Raw genomic sequence first — 20,710 nt, 5'->3', positions numbered from 1 at the left:
TCGAACCATGAGTACCGCCCCGGACGCCCGCAAGACCAACAAGCTCGGCAGCGTCAGCACCAGCTTCTGGCTTGGTTTGCTGGTGTTGTCGATGATCGTGTTCGGCGCCAATACCGGCGTCGCCACCTGGCAGGGCAGTCGCCTGGCCGGTGCCGGCACCGGCGCGGCAGATCTGCAGGTGCTGTCGCAGCAGCTGGCCAACCAGGGCCGCGAAGCGGTCTCCGGCGACCCCAAGGCGTTTGCCGCGTTCAAGGAGACCAAGGCCCGCATCGACAGCACGGTCAGCGAACTGGATGGCCGCTACGGTCAGGAAGGCTCGGTCGCCAGCTCGATGGCCCAGCTCAAGGCGACCTGGGTGCCGCTGAGCAAGAATGCCGATCAGGTCATCGCCAGCGAACCGGCGGTGCTCGGTCTGTCAGGCAACGCCGAACGCTTCTCCGGCAGCGTGCCGCAGCTGCAGGCGCAGTTGAACGAAGTGGTGCGCGCGATGACGGTCAGCGGCGCGCCCGCCTCGCAGATCTACAACACGCTGCAGCAGGTCGTGGTCGCCGGCACCATGGCGCGCCGGGTGACCGAAATGCGTGCCGGTGGCGCCAATGCCGCCGCCTCCGGCGATGCGCTGGCACGCGACTCGGTGGTGTTCACGCAGATGCTCGAAGGCCTGCGCGCAGGCAACGACGAACTGGGCATCGCCGCGGTGCGCAACCCGGCCGCGTTGTCGGCGCTGGAGCAGTCGCAGGCGCAGTGGGCGACGATGAAGAAGGACGTCGACGCCATCCTGGCCAGCTCGCGCAACCTTTTTGCCGCGCAGTCCTCGGCCGCGGCGCTGACCGCCGGCTCGAACAAGATGCTGGACGACAGCAAGAAGCTGTTCGATGCGTTCTCGGCGTTTGGCTCGGTGCGCGACACGCGCCTGTTTCCGAACTTCTGGCTGGGCGTGGTGTCCGGCCTGCTGGCGCTGCTGGCGATCATTGGCTTTGTCTGGAGCTCGGTGCGGGTACGCTCGCGCGAGCAGGACGTGCGTTACCAGGCGCAGGTGGAATTCAACAGCCGCAACCAGCAGGCGATCATGCGCTTGCTGGACGAAATCAGCTCGCTCGGTGAGGGCGACCTGACCGTCAAGGCCTCGGTGACCGAGGACATGACCGGCGCGATTGCAGACGCCATCAACTACGCCGTGGACGAGCTGCGCCACCTGGTGACCACGATCAACGACACCTCGGCCAAGGTCGCCGTGTCGACCCAGGAGACCCAGGCCACCGCGATGCAGCTGGCCGACGCCGCCGGCCAGCAGGCCAACCAGATCACCACCGCCTCCGAGCGCATCAGCGAAATCGCCGCCAGCATCGAACAGGTGTCGCGCAACTCCACCGAGTCGGCCGAAGTGGCGCAGCGCTCGGTGGTGATCGCCGCCGAAGGTGCCGGCGTGGTGCGCGAGACCATCCAGGGCATGGACCAGATCCGCGACCAGATCCAGGAAACCTCCAAGCGCATCAAGCGCCTGGGCGAATCCTCGCAGGAGATCGGCTCGATCGTGGAACTGATCAACGACATTTCCGAGCAGACCAACATCCTGGCGCTCAACGCCGCGGTGCAGGCCGCCTCGGCGGGCGAGGCCGGTCGCGGTTTCGCGGTGGTGGCCGACGAAGTGCAGCGCCTGGCCGAACGTACCTCCGGCGCGACCCGGCGGATCGAAGGCCTGGTGCAGACCATTCAGGCCGATACCAACGAGGCGGTCAGCTCGATGGAGCAGACCACCTCCGAAGTGGTGTCCGGTGCACGCCTGGCCGAAGACGCCGGCACCGCGCTGACCGAAATCGAGCGCGTGTCCAACGCCTTAAACAACCTGATCAAGAACATCTCCATCGCCGCGCACCAGCAGTCGGCCGCAGCGACGGATATCACACAGACCATGGGCGTGATCCGTCAGATCACCAGCCAGACATCGCAGGGTGCGGAGCAGACGGCCGAGTCGATCGGCAACCTGGCTCAGCTCGCTGCCGATCTGCGCCGTTCGGTCGCCGACTTCAAGCTGCCGGCGTGAGCACGACGCGGAACGGGAAAGGATCAGCAGATGGCGCGTAGTAGCGTTACGTCGATGCAGGAACAGACCGGTGGCCGCCTCGGCGGTACCCCGGCCGTAGGCAGGGGGCTGCAATGAGTGCGCTTCGCGATGCGATGAGTCACGCCGCGCTGGGCTGGGTCAAGCCGGAGCTGGACGAGACGTTGCGCCAGGCGCGCAACGAGATCGAGTATTTTGCCGAAGAACCGTCCGACACCAGTCGGATGCGCTTCTGCGCCGGCTATCTGCACCAGGTGCAGGGCACCTTGCGCATGGTGGAGCTGTACGCCCCGGCGATGGTGGCCGAAGAACTCGAGCTGCTGGCCCAGGCGGTGCAGGTGGGCGAGGTGGCCGACCGCGACGAAGCCTGCGCCATGCTGATGCGCGGCACCGTGCTGCTGCCCGACTACCTGGAGCGCCTGCAAAACGGTCACCGCGACATCCCGATCGTGCTGCTGCCGCTGCTCAACGAAATCCGTGCCACGCGTGGTCAACCCGGTCTGAGCGAAAGCGTGCTGTTCGCGTTCGATCCGCAGGCCGGTGTCGCCACCGAGGCCGAACTGGATCATGCCCGTGGCAGCCTGAGCGGGCGCAATCGCGAGTTGCTCGACACCGTCGGCAATGCGGTCAAGGAAGAATTGCTGCGCGTCAAGGACGCGCTGGACCTGCACCTGCGTACCGGCGGCGAGATCGCCGACCTGCAGACCCAGGTCAAGGATCTCGGCAGCGTTGCCGACACCCTCGGCATGATGGGCCTGGGCGTGGCGCGCAATGTGGTCGTGCAGCAGCGCGATGCGCTGGCGCGCGTGGTCGACGGCCAGGTGCAGATGGACGAAGGCGTGCTGCTGGATATCGCCGGCGCGCTGCTGTATGTCGATGCCTCGCTGGATGACCAGGTCGCCAGCCTGGGTGCCGATGTCGGCGACGGCAATGAAGCCAGCAACAGCGCCACGTCGTCGGAAGTGCGGCGCACGGTGGACGTGCTGGCACAGGAAGCGATCGCCAATTTCGGTGCGGCGCGCGAGCATTTCGTCGCCTTCATCGAGACCAACTGGGACCACGCCCGCCTGACCGACGTGCCGCATCTGCTCGGCGAAGTCGGCGGTGCGCTGCGCATCCTCGAGCTGCCGCAGGCCGCCGATTATCTGGAAGGCGTGCGCCGCTATGTCGATCTGGAACTGATCGGCAAGCAGCGCGTGCCCAGCGGGCGCCAGCTGGACACGCTGGCCGATGCGATGGCCAGCCTGGAGTACTACCTGGAAGCCCTGCGCGAGCGCCGTCCCGGCCGCGAGGAGATCCTGGACATCACCCGCAACAGCCTGGAAACGCTGCGCTACTGGCCGCTGCCCTCGGGCCAGCCCTCCGACCTGCCGGTCGGTGCCGACCAGCCGGGCAGCGTGGCCGAGCCGCTTGCCGCATCGCTCGCTCAGCAGGCCGCTGCCCCGGCGCTGGCGGCCAATGACGCTGCGCCGACGCCGTCGCTGGAATGGGCCAACGAAACCGTGGTCGAGGCGCCGTTTGCCGCCAGCGTGGTGCACGACACCGGCGCTGCCGCCACCGATACGGTGTTCTCGTTCGACCCGGTCGCCGCCGAAGAAACCGTCTCCGGCCAGGCGCACGTGCCGTTTACGGTTGCGCCGCTGGACCTGTCCGACGATGGCGCGCAGGCGCCCGGCGACTGGCAGCTGGAAACCACCGAACACGCCGCACCGATCGCCACCTCGGTGTTCGACCCGGTGTTGGCCGAGCAGGACGGCAGCGTGTCGGCCGATGCCGCGCAGGTCAGCTACACCGTGGATCTGAGTGGGCTGGAGCAGGACGACAGCGCCACGCCGGCGGTTGCCGAACCGACGCCGCTGCAGATCGAGCAGATCGAGTTGCCCGGCGATGCCGACCAGACCGAGGCACCGCTGGACTTCATCGCGCAGGCCCAGACCGGCCGCGCGCAGACCAGCATCGAGGATGCGTTCTCGCCGCCGCCGCTGCCGCCCATGGCGCCGCAAGAGCTGGACGACCCGTTCGTCGAATCCGCGCCCGAACCGCAGCCAGCCCCGGCTGACGACGCCGCCGAGCAGAGCGCACCGCGCGTGCAGCAGGGCGTGGTCAGCGAGTTCGAACTGGACGCCGCATCGACGGCGTTTTTGGCCCAGCTCGACGTGGCCGCCGCGCAGTTCGATGTGCAGCGTCCGCAGGTACAACAGACCACCGATGCCGACAGTCAGACTGCGAAGGCAGCGCCCGAGCCGGCAGTGAGCGAGCCGGCCCAGGCCGGTGCCGACGCCGGCATCTTCGGCGGCTTTGGCGACAGCGATATCGACGACGATATCCGCGACGTGTTCCTGGAGGAATTCGACGAAGAGCTGGTCAATCTTGGCCAACTGCTGCCGGTCTGGCGTGCCGCGCCACACAGCCAGGACAACCTGCGCCCGATCCGCCGCGTCTTCCACACCTTGAAGGGCAGCGGTCGTCTGGTTGGCGCGCAGGTGCTCGGCGAGTTCAGCTGGAAGATCGAAAGCATGCTCAACCGCGTGCTCGACAACTCGCGGCCGGCCAGCCCGGCGGTGGTGGCGATGGTCGAACTGGCCTACAAGGTGCTGCCGCAGTTCAACGCCGCATTGCGCGACCAGGGCCGCATCAGCGCCGATCTGCCGGACATCCAGGCAGTTGCCGAGCGTGTGGCCGCGGGCGAAGAAGTCTATTACGTGGCCGCGCCGGCGACGCCGGTGGCTGCGGATGTCGCCTTCATTCCGGCAGCGGCAGGCGTGTTCGCGGCGACCGGTGGCACACCGGCGTCGGTGGACAGCGTGCTGCGCGAGATCCTGGAAGCCGAAGTCGCCACCCACCTGGAAACCGTCAACGCATGGCTGCAGGCCAACCAGGCCGAGCCGCAGTTGGCGAGCGAAGAATTGCTGCGCGCGGTGCACACCATGAGTGGCGCGTTTGCGATGACCGACGTGCCGGAAATCACGCTGGTGACCACGCCGGCCGAGAGCTACGTCAAGCGTCTGCTTGCCGCGTCGCTGCTCCCCTCGCATGAGGGCATCGACGCCATTGCCGCGACGGCGTCGGCAATCGCGACCACCGTGACCGCCTTGCGCGCCGATGCGCCGTTGATTCCGTCGTTTGCGCCGTTAAGCGAGCGCCTGCGCGCGCTGGTGGAGACGCTGCCGGAAGCGCAGTGGCCACCGCAGGCGTTCCTGGACGAACTGGAAGATCTGGATGCGCCGGGCGAGATGGCGGTCAGCAGCGAGTCGGCGGTCGAGCTGACCGATGCGCAGGATCTGTCGCAGTACCTGGACGCCAGCGCGCTGCCGTCGGATACGAGCGATCACAGCGCGCCCGTGCATGCCGCCGATGACGCAGCGGATGCCGATGCGCACGCCGATGCCGACGCAGCGATCGCGGTGGACGAGCTGGCCGAGGCCGAGGCTGAAGACACCTCGTCGCTTGCGCTGGACGCACCGGCACCGCACGAACAGGCGCAGACGGCAGACCTTGCTGCGCCGGAGCAGGAGCGGGTTGCTGATTCGGTCGAGACTGCGCAGGCCCCGGCCGGGGATGCAGTCGCATCCGATGCTGGAGTGGAGCCGGTCGCCGATGCGTCGCGTGGCGATGCTGTCCAGCACCAGCATCGGCACCAGCATGCAGACGAAGCCGAAGCCGAGTCGCCTGGCCTCGATGTGCACGACACGCCGGCCGATGAGCCGGTGGTCGACGCCGACGCCTGGGATGCGACCGGATTGCAGCAGGCCGGCCGTGTCGATGCGGCGTCGCATGCGCAAGCAGGTGACGTGCCGGAAGCTGGCGAGCACGTGGCAGTAGACGAGTTGTCCGACGCGGAAGCCGCGTTGGGCGATGCGCAGACGCTCTCCGCACCCGAAGCCGGGGAGATTGCTGCCGAGCGTGCAGACGCCGAGCAGCAGTCGCCGGGCGAGTACGCTGCCGAGCACGAGCAGCTCGAGCAGCGCGAGGGCCACGCAAGCGCGCAGGATGCCGACGCGGCATTGAGCGATGACGCGGCGTCCGCGGACGAAGCGCCTGTCGAGACCATCGAGGCATTGGAAGCGGTGCATGCGCAGGCCCCGCTGGCCGACCACACGCAAGCGGCGACCAGCGAAGACTGGACGCAGGACAGCGCGGCGCTGGACGGCGAGTCGACCGAGCAAGGTGACCACGTGTCCACCCCGCACGACGAGGCTATCGGTGCGCACGCGCAGCCGCCTGCCGAGGAGGCAGCGCAGCACGGCGATGCCGGGCTGCCGCAGGATGCCGACGCGCAGCTTGGCGACCAGTTGCAGGTGCAAGACACCGCGCAGTTGGGCCAGCATCCGTCTTCCGAAGAACATGCGCTGTCGGGCGAGCAGGTGCACCTACAGGAACCTGCGCATGCGGACGAGGCTGCGCAATCGGAATCGCATGTCGAGTCGGGCGACCAGGAACATCTGGGCGCGCACGCGCATGCCGACGAAGTTGAGCACGTTGCGGAAGCCGAGCGCGCTGCAGAAGCAGAGCAGACTCCAGCAGCAGAGCAGGCCGAAGCAGGGCAGGCTGAAGCAGGGCAGGCTACAGAGACAGAACAGTCTGCAGCGGCGGAACAGGCCGCAGACGCAGACAACGCTGCAGACGTACAACAGGCTGCGGAAGCGCTACCCGAACACACCATCGAGTCGGTGCAAGCCTTCGAGATGGCGCAGGTGGCCGATCAGGTCGAAGAGACCGGCGATCCGCAGTCGGAAATTGCGCCGGAGCTGCATTCGGACGTCGTTGCTGACGCCGAGGCGGACACCCATGCCGATGCCGAGGTCAACGCGCAGCATCCAGACGCAGGCGCAGGCGCAGACGCAGACGCAGACGCAGACGTGACGCTCGAGGCTGCGAACGCAACGGATGCTGTCGAGTATCCCGAGCAAGTCGAACACGCCGAGCAAGCCGAACACACCGAGCAAGCCGAACACACCGAACACACAGAGCAAGCCGAGCAAGCCAAACCCACCGACTCCGCAAGCGAACACGAAGACGCCGCAGCCGTGGCCTTCAGTGCGCCGGTGGAAGACGCCGCAGCGGGCGATAGCGCCGCCAGTGACGTGGGCGCAGCCTTCGATACCGGCCCGCTCAACTTCGACCAGCTCGATGGCGAACTGGTCGACATCTTTGTCGAGGAAGGCCGTGACCTGCTCGACCATTGCGATGGTCTGATCGCCCGCATGCGCGAGGTGCCGGAAGACCGTGAGGTCCTCAACGGACTGCAGCGCGACCTGCACACGCTCAAGGGCGGCGCGCGCATGGCCGGCATCAACGCCATCGGCGACCTCGGCCATGCGATCGAATCGCTGCTTGAAGCGGTGGCGGCCAACCGGACCGACATCGACCGCGACGATGTGCGCCTGTTCGAGCGCGGCTTCGACCGCCTGCATCAGTTGCTGACCCGCACCGGCATGCACCGCGCCGTGGCGATGCCGACCGACCTGGTGGAAGCCTTCGAAACCCGCACCCGTGGCCGCAATGCCGCAGAGCCCAGCGACGCCGATGTGCGTGCGATCGCCAAGGCGTCGGTGGAACCGGCACCGCTGTCGGCGCCCATCCCGGTCGACGGCCAGGTCGAGGAAGAACTGATGCCGCGCACGCAGCAGGAACAGGTGCGCGTGCGTGCCGACCTGCTCGACCGCCTGGTCAACCACGCCGGCGAAGTGGCGATCTATCGCTCGCGGCTGGAACAGCAGATGGGCGCCTTCCGCGGCGCCATGGGCGAACTGGATCGCACCAACGCCCGTCTGCGCGACCAGCTGCGTCGTCTGGATCTGGAAACCGAAGCGCAGATCGTGGCGCGTTATCAGCGCGAGCAGGACCAGGGCGATCGCACCTTCGATCCGCTGGAACTGGACCGCTTCTCCACCCTGCAGCAGCTCAGCCGCGCGCTGAACGAATCGGCCGCCGACTTGGGCGGTCTGCAGGGCGTGCTGGAAGATCTCTCGCGTCAGTACGACGGCCTGCTGCAACAGCAGTCGCGCGTCAGCTCCGAGCTGCAGGACGGCCTGATGCGTGCGCGCATGGTGCCGTTCGACGGCCTGGTGCCGCGTCTGCGCCGTGTGGTCCGCCAGGCCGCCAGCGACACCGGCAAGCAGGTGCATCTGCTGCTGGAAGGTACCCAGGGCGAACTCGATCGCAACGTGCTCGATCGCATGGTCGCGCCGCTGGAACACATGCTGCGCAACTCGGTGGCACATGGTCTGGAAGCGCCGGAGCAACGGCGGGACGCGGGCAAGCCGGAAGAGGGCAGCATCGCGATCCGTCTGCGCCGTGAAGGTTCGGAAATCGTGCTGGAAGTGGCCGACGACGGCGCCGGGCTGGACCGCGAGGCGATCCGTCGCCGCGGCGAGCAGCGCGGCCTGATCGAACCCGGCCAGGAGCTCAGCGAGGCCGAACTGGATGGGCTGATCTTCGCCTCCGGTTTCAGTACCTCCGAGCAGGTCAGCCAGCTGGCCGGCCGTGGCGTGGGCATGGACGTGGTCCGCAACGAAGTGCGTCAGCTGGGCGGCTCGGTGGACATCCACTCGGTGCGCGGCCAGGGCGTCACCTTCACCCTGCGCCTGCCGCAGACGCTGGCGGTCACCCAGGCGGTGTTCGTGCGCATCGGCGATACCACCTTCGCGGTGCCGGTGGCGTCGGTCAGCGGTATCGGCCGCATCTCGCGCAGCCGCTACGAATCGGGCGAGGGCGGCTACCACTATGCCGGCGAAGAGTACGTGCTGCACGATCTCGGCTCGCTGGTCGGCCAGGCCACCGCGCGTGCCGATGGTCAGGCGCAGGTGCCGTTGCTGCTGGTGCGTGCGGGCGACCTGCGCGCGGCGGTGGCGATCGATCAGGTGCTGGGCAACCGCGAAATCGTGGTCAAGCCGGTGGGCCTGCAGATCGCCTCGGTGCCGGGCATCTACGGCGCCACCATCACCGGCGATGGCCGCGTGGTGGTGATTCTGGACGTGGCCCCGCTGGTGCGCCGCTATCTCAGCCAGCCGGCGCGTCCGGCGCCGGAAACCCCGGCCGAATCGCAGCGCCAGGTGCCGTTGGTGATGGTGGTGGACGATTCGCTGACCATGCGCAAGGTCACCAGCCGCGTGCTGGAACGCCACAATCTGGATGTCACCACCGCACGCGATGGTGTCGAGGCACTGGAACTGCTGCAGGAGCGCGTGCCCGACCTGATGCTGCTGGACATCGAAATGCCGCGCATGGACGGCTACGAGCTGGCGACCGCGATGCGTGCCGACCCGCGCTTCAAAGCGGTGCCGATCGTGATGATCACCTCGCGCAGCGGCGAGAAGCATCGCCAGCGCGCCTTCGAGATCGGCGTGCAGCGTTACCTGGGCAAGCCTTACCAAGAGTTGGATCTGATGCGAAACGTGTATGACCTGCTGGGGATCGCCCGTGTCCGAGAATAATGGCGCAATGGGAACTCCGGTCGCCCTGCTGGGCCGCCCCGGGCAGGCGCGCGAGCGCCTGCGTGAAGCGCTCGGCCTGGCTGGCGCCCACGTGGTGCTGGAAGACGAGCCCTCCGCGGTAGATGTGCAGATGCTGCGCGATGCCGAGCCGGTGGCGGTGCTGGTCGCGCTGGAGCCGTCGATCGAAGACGCGCTCGAAGCGCTGGAGCCGGCCTTCAACATGCCCGGCGTCACGGTGATCTTCGACGAGGCCGAACTGACCGTGCGCCGCGAGGGCTGGGAAGCGCAGCGCTGGGTGCGCCATCTGGCCGCCAAGCTGCATGGCCATGCCGACGTACTGCCGCCAGGCACCGAGAGCGAGCCGTCGCTGCAGCCCGAACCGGGCCTGGAACTGGCGCCGCGGCAGCATTCGGACCTGCAGCTGGACCAGCATCTGCAGGCAGCCGCGCATGCGTTCGACAGCGTGCCCGGCGATGCCTTGTTCGCACGGGGCGTGGACACGTCCGAGGCCGCGGCCGACACGCCGGGCCTGACGCTGGGCGATTCCAGTACCTGGGGCCTGGTCGACGAGGTCGCGGTGGTGGTGCGCCCGCGTGCCGAATTGAACATGGACGCGTTGTCGACCGGCGGGCTGTCGCTGGTGGAGCTGGATCAGGCCGGTGACACCACCGGTGCGGTGCTGGTACTGGCCGGTATCGGCGGGCCGGATGCGATCCGTCGCCTGCTGTCCGCGCTGCCGCCGGCGTTTCCGCGCGCCGTGCTGGTGCGCATGACCCTGGATGGCGGGCAGTACGGCAACCTGGTGCGGCAGATGGGACGCGTGTCGGCATTGCCGGTCGAACTGGGCGAAGCCGGCCAGGTGATTGCGGCGGGCAAGGTCTACGTGCTGTCCGACGACATCGGCGTGCAGCAACATGCCGGCGCGCTGGCGTTTGTCGCGCAGGCCGATCCGGCCGGGCTGGTGGCCGCGTTGCCGCCGACCGATAGCGCGGTGCTGATGCTCAGCGGCGCCAACGAGGCGCTGGTCGAGGCCGCGCTGGCGCTGGCCGAGCAGGGCGGCTGGTTGGCGGGTCAATCCGCCGACGGCTGCTACGACCCGGCCGCGGCGGCGCGTCTGGCACGCCAGGGCATTCTGACCGGCGACCCTGCGCAGCTGGCGCGGGCGTTGGCGCAGCGCTGGCCGGCGTAAGCCGGGCGCTTCCTCTCAAGAACGGAACAGGTGCGATGAGCTACGCCAACAATGACGAAATCCGCGGCGTCCTGATCCAGGCCGGCCAGGAGCGCGTGCTGCTGCCGAACGCCACGGTGGCCGAGGTGATGTCGCGGGTGGCGGTCGAGCCGATGGCCGAAATGCCGCGCTGGGTGGTCGGGCGCATCGACTGGTACGGCTGGAAGGTGCCGCTGCTGTCGTTCGCGCGCTTGAGCGGCATGGGCGACGAACCCACGGCGGTCAACAACAAGGTGATCGTGCTCAAGGCGCTGGGCGGCAATCCGGCGCTGCCGTATTTCGCCTTGCTCACCGCCTCGTTCCCGCAGCTGATCTCGGTGCCGCGCGATGGCCTGCTGGCCGACGCCTCCGAAGATGCGCTGCCCGACGGCGTGCACATGCGCGTGCTGCTGGGCGAGCAGAGCGCGTTGCTGCCGAACCTGGATGCGATCGAAGCACAGGTTGCGCAGGCGCTTGCGGCGGTTGCCGCCTAAAGCGCCAGTGCTGGGCGATGACGCTGCCCGGTTGCGTGCAGTGCCGGGATGAGGGTCGGGTAGGGGCCGCGCTGCCCGGACGAGTGCCGCCTTGCTGCGTGCAGTGCATGCCGACACCGCAGATGGCTGGGATGTCTTGCTGCTGTAGGGCAACCGTTTGCGGGGGCGTGATCTGTATGTGTCAGCCTGCTCCACACAACTCGCACGCCGCGCGCAAGGCGCGCCCGCGGCTGTCATGAGTCTTCCCGTCTTCGCGCCGGTCGAGCACGCCGACGGTGTGCTGCTGTGCGATCTGGCCATCGTCGATCCGGCCGCGATGGCCGATTACCACAGCCGTAATCGCGCGCATCTGGCCGCGGCGATGCCGCTGCGGCCACCGGCGTTCTACACCACCGAGGGCTGGCGCCGGCTGAGCATCGCCTACCGCACCGCGGTGCCGGGCGAGCGCGAATTGCAACTGGTGTTGCTGCGCGATGCACAGGTGATCGGCACGGTCGGCTTCACCCAGATCCAGCGCGGTGCCTTCCAGGGCTGTCATCTCGGGTATGGCCTGGATGCGCAGCAGCAGGGACGCGGTTTGATCCAGTGGGCGGCCACGCAGGGCATCGGGTTTGCGTTCGGCCCGCTTGGCCTGCATCGAGTGATGGCGCAATACGTCCCCGACAACCTGCGCAGTGCGCGTGTGCTGCAGCGGCTGGGCTTCCAGATCGAAGGCTATGCGCGTCGTTATCTGCAATTGAACGGCGTCTGGCGCGACCATGTATTGACCAGCAGATTGCGCGACGACGCTCCGGCGGCGGGTGCGTGAGCCCGGTTGCGCAGGCGAGTGCAGCGATGCGCGCGGTGCGGTGGCCTAGGGCGTGACAGTCAGCGGCTCGACACGCAGTTGGTCGGCTTCAAGCCCTACATCCTGCAAGACCTCCACCTGTGTTGATGACCAGCCGCGTTGCCGGAGGCGCGCGCGCAGTCGGGTGGCCCAGTCCTGCACTTCGGGTGCATCGGGTGTGGCGGCCAGGATGCGGATCCGAGCCGGCGCGTGATCGTCAGCGGCGACGTGGCGCGCAAGCCAGTCGGCCGGCGACATGGCGCGCGTTATCGGCGCGATGCGGCGCACCGGAGCGGATTTTGCTCGAGACATCCTGATCTCGGTTGCCGTGGTGCCGACGGCTGGCTGGCTGGCGGGCGGTGTTGCGCGGGTGGCGTCTGTCTGCGGCAAGGGTGCGTGGAGCACGCGCAGCGGTGCGGGCTGGCCTGCAACAGGCGCGCGTGATTGCAGCGTGCCGTCTGTTGCGCTGATGACGATCGGCGCCTGCTCGGTCACCGGCATCGGGGCCGGCAGCGATGCCGGTGCGGGCGGGGGCGGGATGGGAGCAAGTGCCGCAGGCGCGTTGCGCCGGGCACTGGCTGCGAGCGAGCCACTTACCGACGCATCCTCGGGGAGTGCGGCGATGGGGGCTGGAGCTGGTGCAGGCGCCGCGGGTGGCTGGGCGTCGGCAGATTGCAGGTCAGTGCCTGGCGTGGGTTCGGCGGCGAGTGCGGAGTCGAATGACGGCGCAGGCGCTACAGGTGCCGGTGCACTGACTGGTTCCGAGGCCAAGGGGGGCGATGGCAGGGCTGACGGCGCTGGCGGCGGGGAGGGGGATGCCGCGCTCGGGCGCGCTGCGGTTTCGGGGACTTCGGCATCCGCTGGTGCCGGCACCGCAGGCAAAACCAACGCATGCTCTGCGCCGGGATCGAGCTGCTCAGGCGCGCGCCTGGCTGGGTGAACTGTCGATGGTTCGACGACTGCCGTCCCGACTGCAGCCGCTGCCGGCGCCTCCGCGGTGGGCTGACTGGCCTGCCACTGCAATCCGAGGCCAACCACCAGGGTGATCGATGCTGCGAAGGCCAGCGTCGGCATCCAGCGCGGGCGACGGCTGCTGCGTCGGCGGGCGGCTGGGTTGCCGGCAGGGGCGGGGTTTGAGCTTGCTGTGGCTGCTGATGCCTGCGCCTGCGCCGATGCATGGGAGGTGGATGTGGACGCGCTATCAGGCCCAGAAAGCGCGCGCGATGCGACTCCAGATGCAGCTCCGGCTTCCTCCGCAGATGCGGGTACTGCCGCAGCCAGCAGGGCAGCTGATGCTGCGGCCACGTCCGCCGTCGGACGCAGCTCTGCCGTATCGGCGTGTAGCTGCTGCGCGGCGATCCACGCACGCGCGGACTCGCTCAGGCTCGTCGTCCCGGCCTGATCGACAGGCTGGCCCTGTGCCAGACGCGCCTGCACGGCAGCACGCCGTGCGGCCTGCGCCTGCTCTGCCTGCGCGGCGGCCGCCGCAAACATCGCCGCCATCGTGGCGGGTGCTTCGAACTGAAAGGTGTCCTGCGGTGGATGCACTGCCGCGCGTTCGGCATCGGCGTTGCGTGCGGCCTGTGCGAACCACGCCTGCATCGACGCCGGCGGCGTATGCGCCGGCAGTGCACGCAGCAGTGCGGCAAGGCCATCGCTGCCGGCGACAAACCGTTCGAAGGACTGGCTCATCGGGTCGCGTCCAGACTCAGGCGCAACTTTGCGAATGCATAGCGCAGCCGGCTCTTGACGGTCTCGAAACCTTCGCCGATCACCTGGGCGATCTCTTCGACGCCGAGCTCGGCAAAAAAGCGCAGCACCACCACTTCGCGTTGTGCGTCGGGCAATGCCATCACCGCGGCGCGCACGCGATGGTGTTGCTGGCCGAGCATGGCCAGCTGCTCGGTGGACAGGTCGTCATCGGGCAGCTGCAGATGCGCGTCGTCCAGCGCCACCGAGGTGCTGTGAGAGGCGCTGCGACGGGTGTCGATCCAGCCGTTGCGCGCGATCTGGAACAGAAAACTGGTGAAGGCGGCCTGCCCGGGGCGGTAGTCGCTGCAGCGGGTCATCAGCTTGACCCAGGTCTTCTGCGCGAGGTCTTCGGCTTCGCTCAGGTTGCCTTCGCACAACCAGGCCAGGAAGTTGAACAGCGCGCGGTTGTGACGCGTGAACAACTCGGTGGCCGGCTGTTCGACAAAGCCATTGGCGACGAGGAGCATGAGCTCCTCGTCGGGAAGATGCGCAAGGTCGGCAGGTTGCATGCGCGCAGTATAGGCAGGTGCCGCGCGCATCAGTCGGTGGTTGCAATTGGCCGGCTACTCAGTGCATCGGCCTGCTGCACCATCTGCAGGAAATCGGCGCGGTAGCCGAAGCGGTCGCTGCCCAGGCTGGCCGCGGCCAGGGCGCGCACCTGCGGATAATCCCAGCCGTGCAGCTGAGTGCCGCCACGCAGGCGCTGGCCGAACCCGGCCACTGCGGCGGAAAAGCGGAAGGCATCGCTGGTGGCGTTCAAGGCCCGGCGCTGATTGCTGCGGACCACCGTGTCGAGCAACTGGCTGCGTTGTGCATCGGGCAGTTTGTAGCGCAGTTTGACGTGCGCCAGTTCGCTGTCGATTGCACGCACTTTTCGAGGTGTGGCGGTGTTGGCATAGCGCAGCGGGTCCACCGATGCGTGGCCGTCGGTCGGGGTGATTTCATACAGCGCGGTGACGGTGTGGCCGGCGCCGATCTCGCCTGCATCGACCTGGTCGTTGTTGAAGTCCTCGCGTTGCAGTGCGCGGTTCTCATAGCCGATCAGGCGGTATTCCTTGACGGTGTCCGGATTGAATTCGACCTGGATCTTGACGTCGCGCGCGATCGTGGCCAGCGTGGCACCGAGCTCATGGGTCAGTACCTTGCGGGCCTCCAGCGCCGAGTCGATGTAGGCGTAGGCACCGTCGCCGGTATCGGCCAGCTGTTCCATCAGCGTTTCGTTGTAATTGCCGGTGCCGAAGCCGAGCGTGGACAGCGCCACGCCGGAGCGCCGCTTTTCGGCAACCATGCCCTTGAGCTGATCGAAGTCGGTGACACCGACATTGAAGTCGCCATCGGTGGCAAGCAGGATGCGGTTGATGCCGCCGCGCAGATAGGCTTGCTGGGCAGCCCTGTAGGCCAGTTCGATGCCGCTGGCGCCGGCGGTGGATCCGCCCGATTGCAGGCTGTCGATGGCTTCGATGATGCGGCCCTGCTGGTCGCCGGGCGTGGGCGGCAGCACGACTGCGGTGTTGCCGGCATAGGTCACCAGGGTGATGCGATCTTTCGCCCGCAACTGACGCACCAGCAGCTTGAGCGAGGATTGCAGCAGCGGCAGTTTGTCAGGCGAGTCCATCGAGCCGGAGACATCGACCAGAAACACCAGGTTGGCCGGCGGCAGATCGGCGGTGGCAATGTCGCGGCCGGCAATGCCGACACGCAACAGCAGGCTGTCGTTGTTCCAGGGCGTGGGCGCCAGTTCGGTGCGCACGGCGAACGGTTGGCCATTGGTGGGCGCGGGGTCGTCGTAGCGGAAGTAGTTGATCAGCTCTTCCACACGCACGGCGTCCACCGGCGGCAGCGTGCCTGCGCTCAGGAAGCGTCGCACATTGCTGTAGCTGCCGGTGTCCACGTCGATGCTGAAGGTGGACACCGGATTCGCCGCAGTCTGCACGATCGGGTTGTCGCGCAGCGTTTGATAGGTTTCGCGGTCTTCGGCCGGCGCCGGCAGGACCAGCGGCATCGGCATGCGGTTGTCGAGTATTGGGCGTGGTGCGGCCCACTTGGCGCTTGGCGCCCGCTGTGCAACGGAGGCCTCAAGTGCGATGGCCGCTGCTGGCATCGGCATCGGCATTGCGGATGGCGATGGTACCGGTGGTGGACTCGGTACAGACGGCGGCTGCATGGGGTGGGCGGGGACAGGCGCTGCGAGACTGCCCTCGATCTGCGCGGGTGTCGAAGCGGTGGATGGCGATGGCTGCGCGGTGGCAGGCAGCACGGTGGCGCGCGAGCTGTCGCTGTTCGGCTCGGTCGGCTCGTGCGAGCAGGCGCTCAGCAGCAAGGCGAGCGCAAGAAGGCTGTGACGGGGCATGGGAATCCTTTGCGTGGCGAAGAGGGATGGGTGAACAACGGACAGCCCAAGGTCGCCGTGCACTGCGCCTCTATTGAGTAAACGGGCCAGTGCGGCAAACGGGGTTAACTGGGGTGAAGATTTTTTCGATCGCTGCTGAGTGCTGTGTGCAGTGCCCGCTGGGGGGCGGGCTGGGCGATCGGCATCACTTGCCTGCGTACCCTCATCCCGACCCCTCTCCCGTTGGAGGGGCTTGATGCTTCCCTTCTCCAATGGGAGAAGGTGGCGCGTAGCGCCGGATGAGGGTACGGCGGTGCAGGGCGGTGTCGGTTGCCCGTACCCTCACCCCAACCTCCGCTCCGCGCCCCGGCCCGCGCCAGCAGCGCGGGCGCTCCAAGGCACGCGCGCCAGCCGTGCCTTCTCGCCCCTATGGGAGAGGGGTTTTACAGTCAGTGCTGCGCGTTATGCGCGAATCCGCATTGCTGGGTGGCGGAAGGCGGTTTATCCGCGCACGGTGCTGCCGCATGATGGAAGGCTGTGGCCGCGCAGTGCGGTTGCCTGTCTTCCTTCTGCATGGAGTTCGCCCGGATGATCCAACGTCGTCACTTCCTCAAGAGCGCCACGCTTGGTGCGATCGCTTCCGGCCTGGCCGGGTGGGGCGCACGTGCGCAGGCCGCCGCCGGTTCCGGCACGGCCGGACGCGTTACCGCGCTGCCGCGCGGCGCGGCGCGGGTGATTTCCACCTGGGATTTCGGCATTGCCGCCAATCAGGCAGCCTGGAAAATCCTTAGCAGCGGCGGTATCGCACTGGATGCGGTGGAAGCCGGCGTGCGCGTGCCCGAAGCGGACCCGAGCAATCCCACCGTAGGGCTGGGCGGCTATCCGGACCGCGACGGCCGGGTGACGCTGGATGCCTGCATCATGGATCACCTGGGCAATTGCGGCTCGGTTGCTTCACTGGAAGATGTGGTGCATGCGATTTCGGTGGCGCGCGCGGTGATGGAAAAAACCCCGCATGTGATGCTGGTCGGCGATGGCGCGCGGCAGTTCGCGCTGGAGCAGGGATTCCCGCAGACCAAGCTGCTCACGCCCAGCTCGGAAGCGGCGTGGAAAGAGTGGTTGAAGACCTCGAAGTATTCGCCGGAAGCCAATATCGAAAACCGTGCCTGGCGCGATGCCAAATTGCCGGGTGGCAAGGACAATCACGACACCATCGGCATGCTGGCGCTGGATGCGCACGGCAACCTGTCCGGCGCGTGCACCACCAGCGGCATGGCGTGGAAGATGCACGGCCGGGTTGGCGACAGCCCGATCATCGGCGCGGGGTTGTATGTGGACAATGAGGTGGGCGGTGCGACCTCGACCGGCGTCGGCGAAGAGGTGATCCGCAATGTCGGCAGTTTTGCGGTGGTGGAAATGATGCGCCAGGGCAAGTCGCCGGCCGATGCCTGCCGCGAGGTGGTGATGCGGCTGATCCGGCGCAAGCCCGAACTCACCCGCACCTTGCAGGTAGGATTTCTGGCGATGAACAAGCGCGGCGAGGTGGGTGCGTTTGCGATCCAGAAGGGTTTCAGTTACGCGGTCTGCGATGCGCAGCGGCAGGATCTGCTGGTGCCCGGCGAAAGCCACTACACCACCGAGCCTGCAGCATGAGTGCGTTGGGGCTGGAAGTGGCCGCCGATTCGGTGGGGTCGGCATTGGCGGCGCAGGAAGGCGGTGCGATGCGGGTCGAACTCTGCGGGGGCCTGGATGGCGGCGGGCTGACGCCATCATTCGGTACGCTGGCGGTGGTGCGTGAGCGATTGCAGATTCCGCTATACGTATTGATCCGTCCGCGCGTGGGCGACTTCGTTTTCGATGCGGCAGAGGTCGAGGTGATGCGGCGCGATGTGGAGCAATGCGTGCGGCTGGGCTGCGATGGCGTGGTGCTGGGCGCGCTGGATCCGCACGGGCAGGTCGACATGGGCACGATGCGGGTGTTGATCGCCGCAGCCGGTTCGCTGGGCGTGACCTTTCATCGTGCGATCGATGTCAGTGCCGAGCCGTCACGCGCGCTGGAAGATGCAATCACGCTGGGCTGCGAGCGCGTGCTGACCTCCGGTGCGCGTGCGAGCGCGCTTGAAGGTGTCGACACCATTGCCGCATTGGTGCGGCAGGCGGGCGACCGCATCAGCATCATGCCGGGCGCTGGAGTGTCCGAAAGCAATGTGCGTGCGCTGCGCGCCAACACCGGCGCGCGCGAATTCCATGCTTCCTCACGTGGGCCGGTTGCGGCGCAGGTGCATGCGCCGCATGCGTACATCTCCGATCTGGGCGGCGACTACCAGCGTACCGATGTGACGCGTGTGCGGCGGATCGTGGGGTTGTTGCAGGAGCTGTGAGGCGCTGTATGCCGATTGTGGAGCACGTGAGCTGGGACCTTTTTGCACGCTGTGGCTGGGCAATTTAGGTGAAGCGAAGACGTGGCATCTGAGCTGTAGCTTGGCTGCCGGGTCCTTGCCCGCCCACCATCGCAGGACACGCCGCAAGTACGTCCTTGTAGGCTCTTACGCGGCATCCATGCCGCGTAAGGTCCCGCGACGGTGGGCGGGCAAGGACTTGTCGAGATGGTCGGTATGCATGGAGAAGAGCAGGAGCGGTTGTCGGCGCGTCGCTTGTGCAGTTCCATCAGCGCACGACCAACTTAGCAGGCGCGATGCCCTTGCCGGTTCCGGGACCCTTGGCGGCATGGATGCCGCCACGGAGCCTCCACGGATGGATTCACGGCGTGTCCCGGAAGTGGTGAGGGCATTGCGCCCTCGACCACTAGGCTTTGCTGCGTTGAAGCGGCGGCCGAGCTCAAGAGCATGTTGTGTTGAGCTTAGACAGGTCACTGTGGAAGCAGCGAACGCAAAGCGTCTGATCTGGTGCTTCGTTGCAGGGCCCTTGCCCGCCCACCATCGCAGGACACGCCGCAAGTACGTCCTTGTAGGCTCTTACGCGGCATCCATGCCGCGTAAGGTCCCGCGACGGTGGGCGGGCAAGGACCTGTCTCGATGGTCGGTACGCATGGCTTTCAATAAAACAGCCAACAACTTCTCTGGTGCGGTGTCCTCGCCGCTTGCGGGACCGTGTGGCGGCATGGATGCCGCCACCGAGCCCCCAGGGACGGGTTTACGGCGTGTCCCGCGAGCGGCGAGGGCACCGCGCGCTCGACTGAATTGGGCTTGTGTCTTGCGCATTTCGCGGCGTGTCCCGCGAGCGGCAAGGACACCGTGCGCTTGGCTTACTTCCGGACAATGCAGAAGTGGCTATGGCATCGTGCCATCTGCATTGCCGCCTAGCCTCACCGGATCGATCACGACATGCTTGATGCGTTGGCGCTTCCAGGTGTAGCTGATATGGACCAGGCCATCGCGGGTCTGGATCACCGCCGGATAGGAGAACTCGTCCTTTGCGCTGTTTTCCAGCGTGAGTACACGCTGCCAGTGCACGCCGTCGGTCGATAGCGCCACCGCAAGCGTGCCGCGACCATCCCACCAGTCCTTGCCGGCGATACCGGGGTTGTAGACCAGCAGGGCGCGGCCGTCGTGCAGCATCACTGCGTCGGTGCCGGAGTTGGGGTTCTCCACGTCCAGCAACTGCATCGGTTGCCAATGCAGGCCGCCATCCTGCGAGAAGGTACTGAACAACTTGTTCTGCTGGCTGCGCCCGAGTACCTGCACGCGCCCGTCCGCATGCAGCAACACGCTGGGCTGGATCGCACCGATCACCGCCGGGTCGTTGAGGGGCATGCCGCGCTGCCAGTGCGCGCCGTCGTCGTCGCTCCATTCCAGATGCGCGCGCCAGCCGCGGTCTTCGCTGCTGCTGGGCGCAAGGATGCGTCCGTTCGGCAATTGCACCGGCTTGTTCTTGATCGGGCCAAGAATGCCGTCGGGCAGGCGCTGCGGCGGCGACCAGTGCGCACCGTCGTCATCGGAGGTGGTGCGCAGGCCCCACCAATCGCGCGGATTCGGGCCGAGCTTGTAGTACAGCTGCACCGGGCCGGTGCCGGACTGGAACAACACCGGATTCCAGGCCGGCAGCGCGGCGCCATCCGTGCCGGCATGCGCGCCGTCGGCGATGCGTCGTGGCGACTGCCAGTGCTGCACGCCGCGTTGTGCGAGCCAGATACCGACATCGGCCGCTCCCTCGTGCGCGCCGCCGAACCACGCCGCCAGCAGCGTGCCGTCGCGGGTTTCCAGCAGCGTGGAAGCATGCGCCTGCGGTGTCGGTGCCGGGTCGGCGATGAACTCGCTGAGCAAGATGGGTGAGGGCGTCGGCATGGGCGATTCGGCTTGAACTGCGCAGGCGGTAAGGCTCGCAACAAGGCAGGTCAGCAGGCGTGACGGGAGCATCGTGGTGAAGTCCTGTGCGGATTTTAAAGATACCTATTTATTATCTATTAAATACCATGTGCTCTGGTCATCCCACGTGCCGTCGTCGCCCCCACGGCGAGGACCCGCGATGTCGTCACGCCCACTTTCCCCATTGCGCTGGCTGGCCGCACTCGGCCTGACCGCGTTGACCATGCCCACCGGCATGACGCAGAACTTTGCTGCGCCTGCGACGTCCATCGCGAAGCG

12 protein-coding genes are annotated in these 20,710 nt (G+C 67.4%); 8 read left to right on the top strand and 4 right to left on the bottom strand.

All coding sequences use genetic code 11. The annotated features are described in order from the left end of the window. The first annotated feature begins 7 nt into the window (after window positions 1–7). The 5 genes from ABQY64_RS15200 to ABQY64_RS15180 all read left to right on the top strand — a co-directional run bounded on the left by ABQY64_RS15200 (window position 8) and on the right by ABQY64_RS15180 (window position 12,007). A complete protein-coding gene (locus ABQY64_RS15200; RefSeq protein WP_016904289.1) occupies window positions 8–2,044 on the top strand; it encodes a methyl-accepting chemotaxis protein in 2,037 nt (678 codons plus the stop codon). A 113-nt stretch (window positions 2,045–2,157) separates the two neighbouring features. After that, the gene (locus ABQY64_RS15195; RefSeq protein ID WP_349779882.1) at window positions 2,158–9,498 is read left to right on the top strand and encodes an Hpt domain-containing protein; all 7,341 of its coding nucleotides are present in this window, start codon (window positions 2,158–2,160) and stop codon (window positions 9,496–9,498) included. 7 nt (window positions 9,499–9,505) lie between these two features. After that, complete coding sequence (locus ABQY64_RS15190) at window positions 9,506–10,687, top strand: chemotaxis protein CheB (RefSeq protein ID WP_349779930.1); 1,182 nt, start codon at window positions 9,506–9,508, stop codon at window positions 10,685–10,687. A gap of 35 nt (window positions 10,688–10,722) precedes the next feature. Continuing rightward, on the top strand, window positions 10,723–11,199 hold the full coding sequence (locus ABQY64_RS15185; RefSeq protein WP_039526024.1) for a chemotaxis protein CheW: 477 nt from the start codon (window positions 10,723–10,725) through the stop codon (window positions 11,197–11,199). A 235-nt stretch (window positions 11,200–11,434) separates the two neighbouring features. After that, window positions 11,435–12,007, top strand: a complete 573-nt coding sequence (locus ABQY64_RS15180) for a GNAT family N-acetyltransferase (protein ID WP_102251502.1) — start codon at window positions 11,435–11,437, stop codon at window positions 12,005–12,007. A gap of 45 nt (window positions 12,008–12,052) precedes the next feature. Here ABQY64_RS15180 and ABQY64_RS15175 read toward each other — a convergent pair whose 3' ends face one another. From ABQY64_RS15175 to ABQY64_RS15165, 3 genes are all read right to left on the bottom strand, one after another. Beyond that, window positions 12,053–12,526, bottom strand: coding sequence for a hypothetical protein (locus tag ABQY64_RS15175; RefSeq protein ID WP_349779881.1), 474 nt, complete (start codon window positions 12,524–12,526; stop codon window positions 12,053–12,055). Window positions 12,527–13,713: 1,187 nt separating this feature from the next. Further along, window positions 13,714–14,286 carry a sigma-70 family RNA polymerase sigma factor gene (locus ABQY64_RS15170; protein WP_024940204.1) on the bottom strand — a complete coding sequence of 191 codons (573 nt, stop codon included), beginning with the start codon at window positions 14,284–14,286 and terminating at the stop codon, window positions 13,714–13,716. A gap of 29 nt (window positions 14,287–14,315) precedes the next feature. Continuing rightward, entirely contained in the window at window positions 14,316–15,785 is a 1,470-nt protein-coding gene (locus ABQY64_RS15165; protein WP_349779880.1) for a VWA domain-containing protein, read from the bottom strand. 76 nt (window positions 15,786–15,861) lie between these two features. On the opposite strand from ABQY64_RS15165, the gene ABQY64_RS15160 reads away from it, so the two are divergent. The 3 genes from ABQY64_RS15160 to ABQY64_RS15150 all read left to right on the top strand — a co-directional run bounded on the left by ABQY64_RS15160 (window position 15,862) and on the right by ABQY64_RS15150 (window position 18,487). After that, on the top strand, window positions 15,862–16,119 hold the full coding sequence (locus ABQY64_RS15160) for a hypothetical protein (protein WP_349779879.1): 258 nt from the start codon (window positions 15,862–15,864) through the stop codon (window positions 16,117–16,119). Window positions 16,120–16,694: 575 nt separating this feature from the next. Further along, entirely contained in the window at window positions 16,695–17,759 is a 1,065-nt protein-coding gene (locus ABQY64_RS15155) for a N(4)-(beta-N-acetylglucosaminyl)-L-asparaginase (RefSeq protein ID WP_349779878.1), read from the top strand. Continuing rightward, on the top strand, window positions 17,756–18,487 hold the full coding sequence (locus ABQY64_RS15150; RefSeq protein ID WP_161961497.1) for a copper homeostasis protein CutC: 732 nt from the start codon (window positions 17,756–17,758) through the stop codon (window positions 18,485–18,487). The genes ABQY64_RS15155 and ABQY64_RS15150 overlap by 4 nt, the downstream gene beginning before the upstream one ends. Window positions 18,488–19,396: 909 nt before the next feature. Here the strand turns inward: ABQY64_RS15150 and ABQY64_RS15145 are convergent. Beyond that, window positions 19,397–20,482 carry a sialidase family protein gene (locus tag ABQY64_RS15145; RefSeq protein WP_349779877.1) on the bottom strand — a complete coding sequence of 362 codons (1,086 nt, stop codon included), beginning with the start codon at window positions 20,480–20,482 and terminating at the stop codon, window positions 19,397–19,399. Window positions 20,483–20,710 lie beyond the last annotated feature (228 nt).

This window comes from Xanthomonas sp. WHRI 7065 (assembly GCF_040203115.2).
GTDB lineage: Bacteria > Pseudomonadota > Gammaproteobacteria > Xanthomonadales > Xanthomonadaceae > Xanthomonas > Xanthomonas arboricola.
This window is presented reverse-complemented; position numbering and strand designations above follow the sequence as displayed.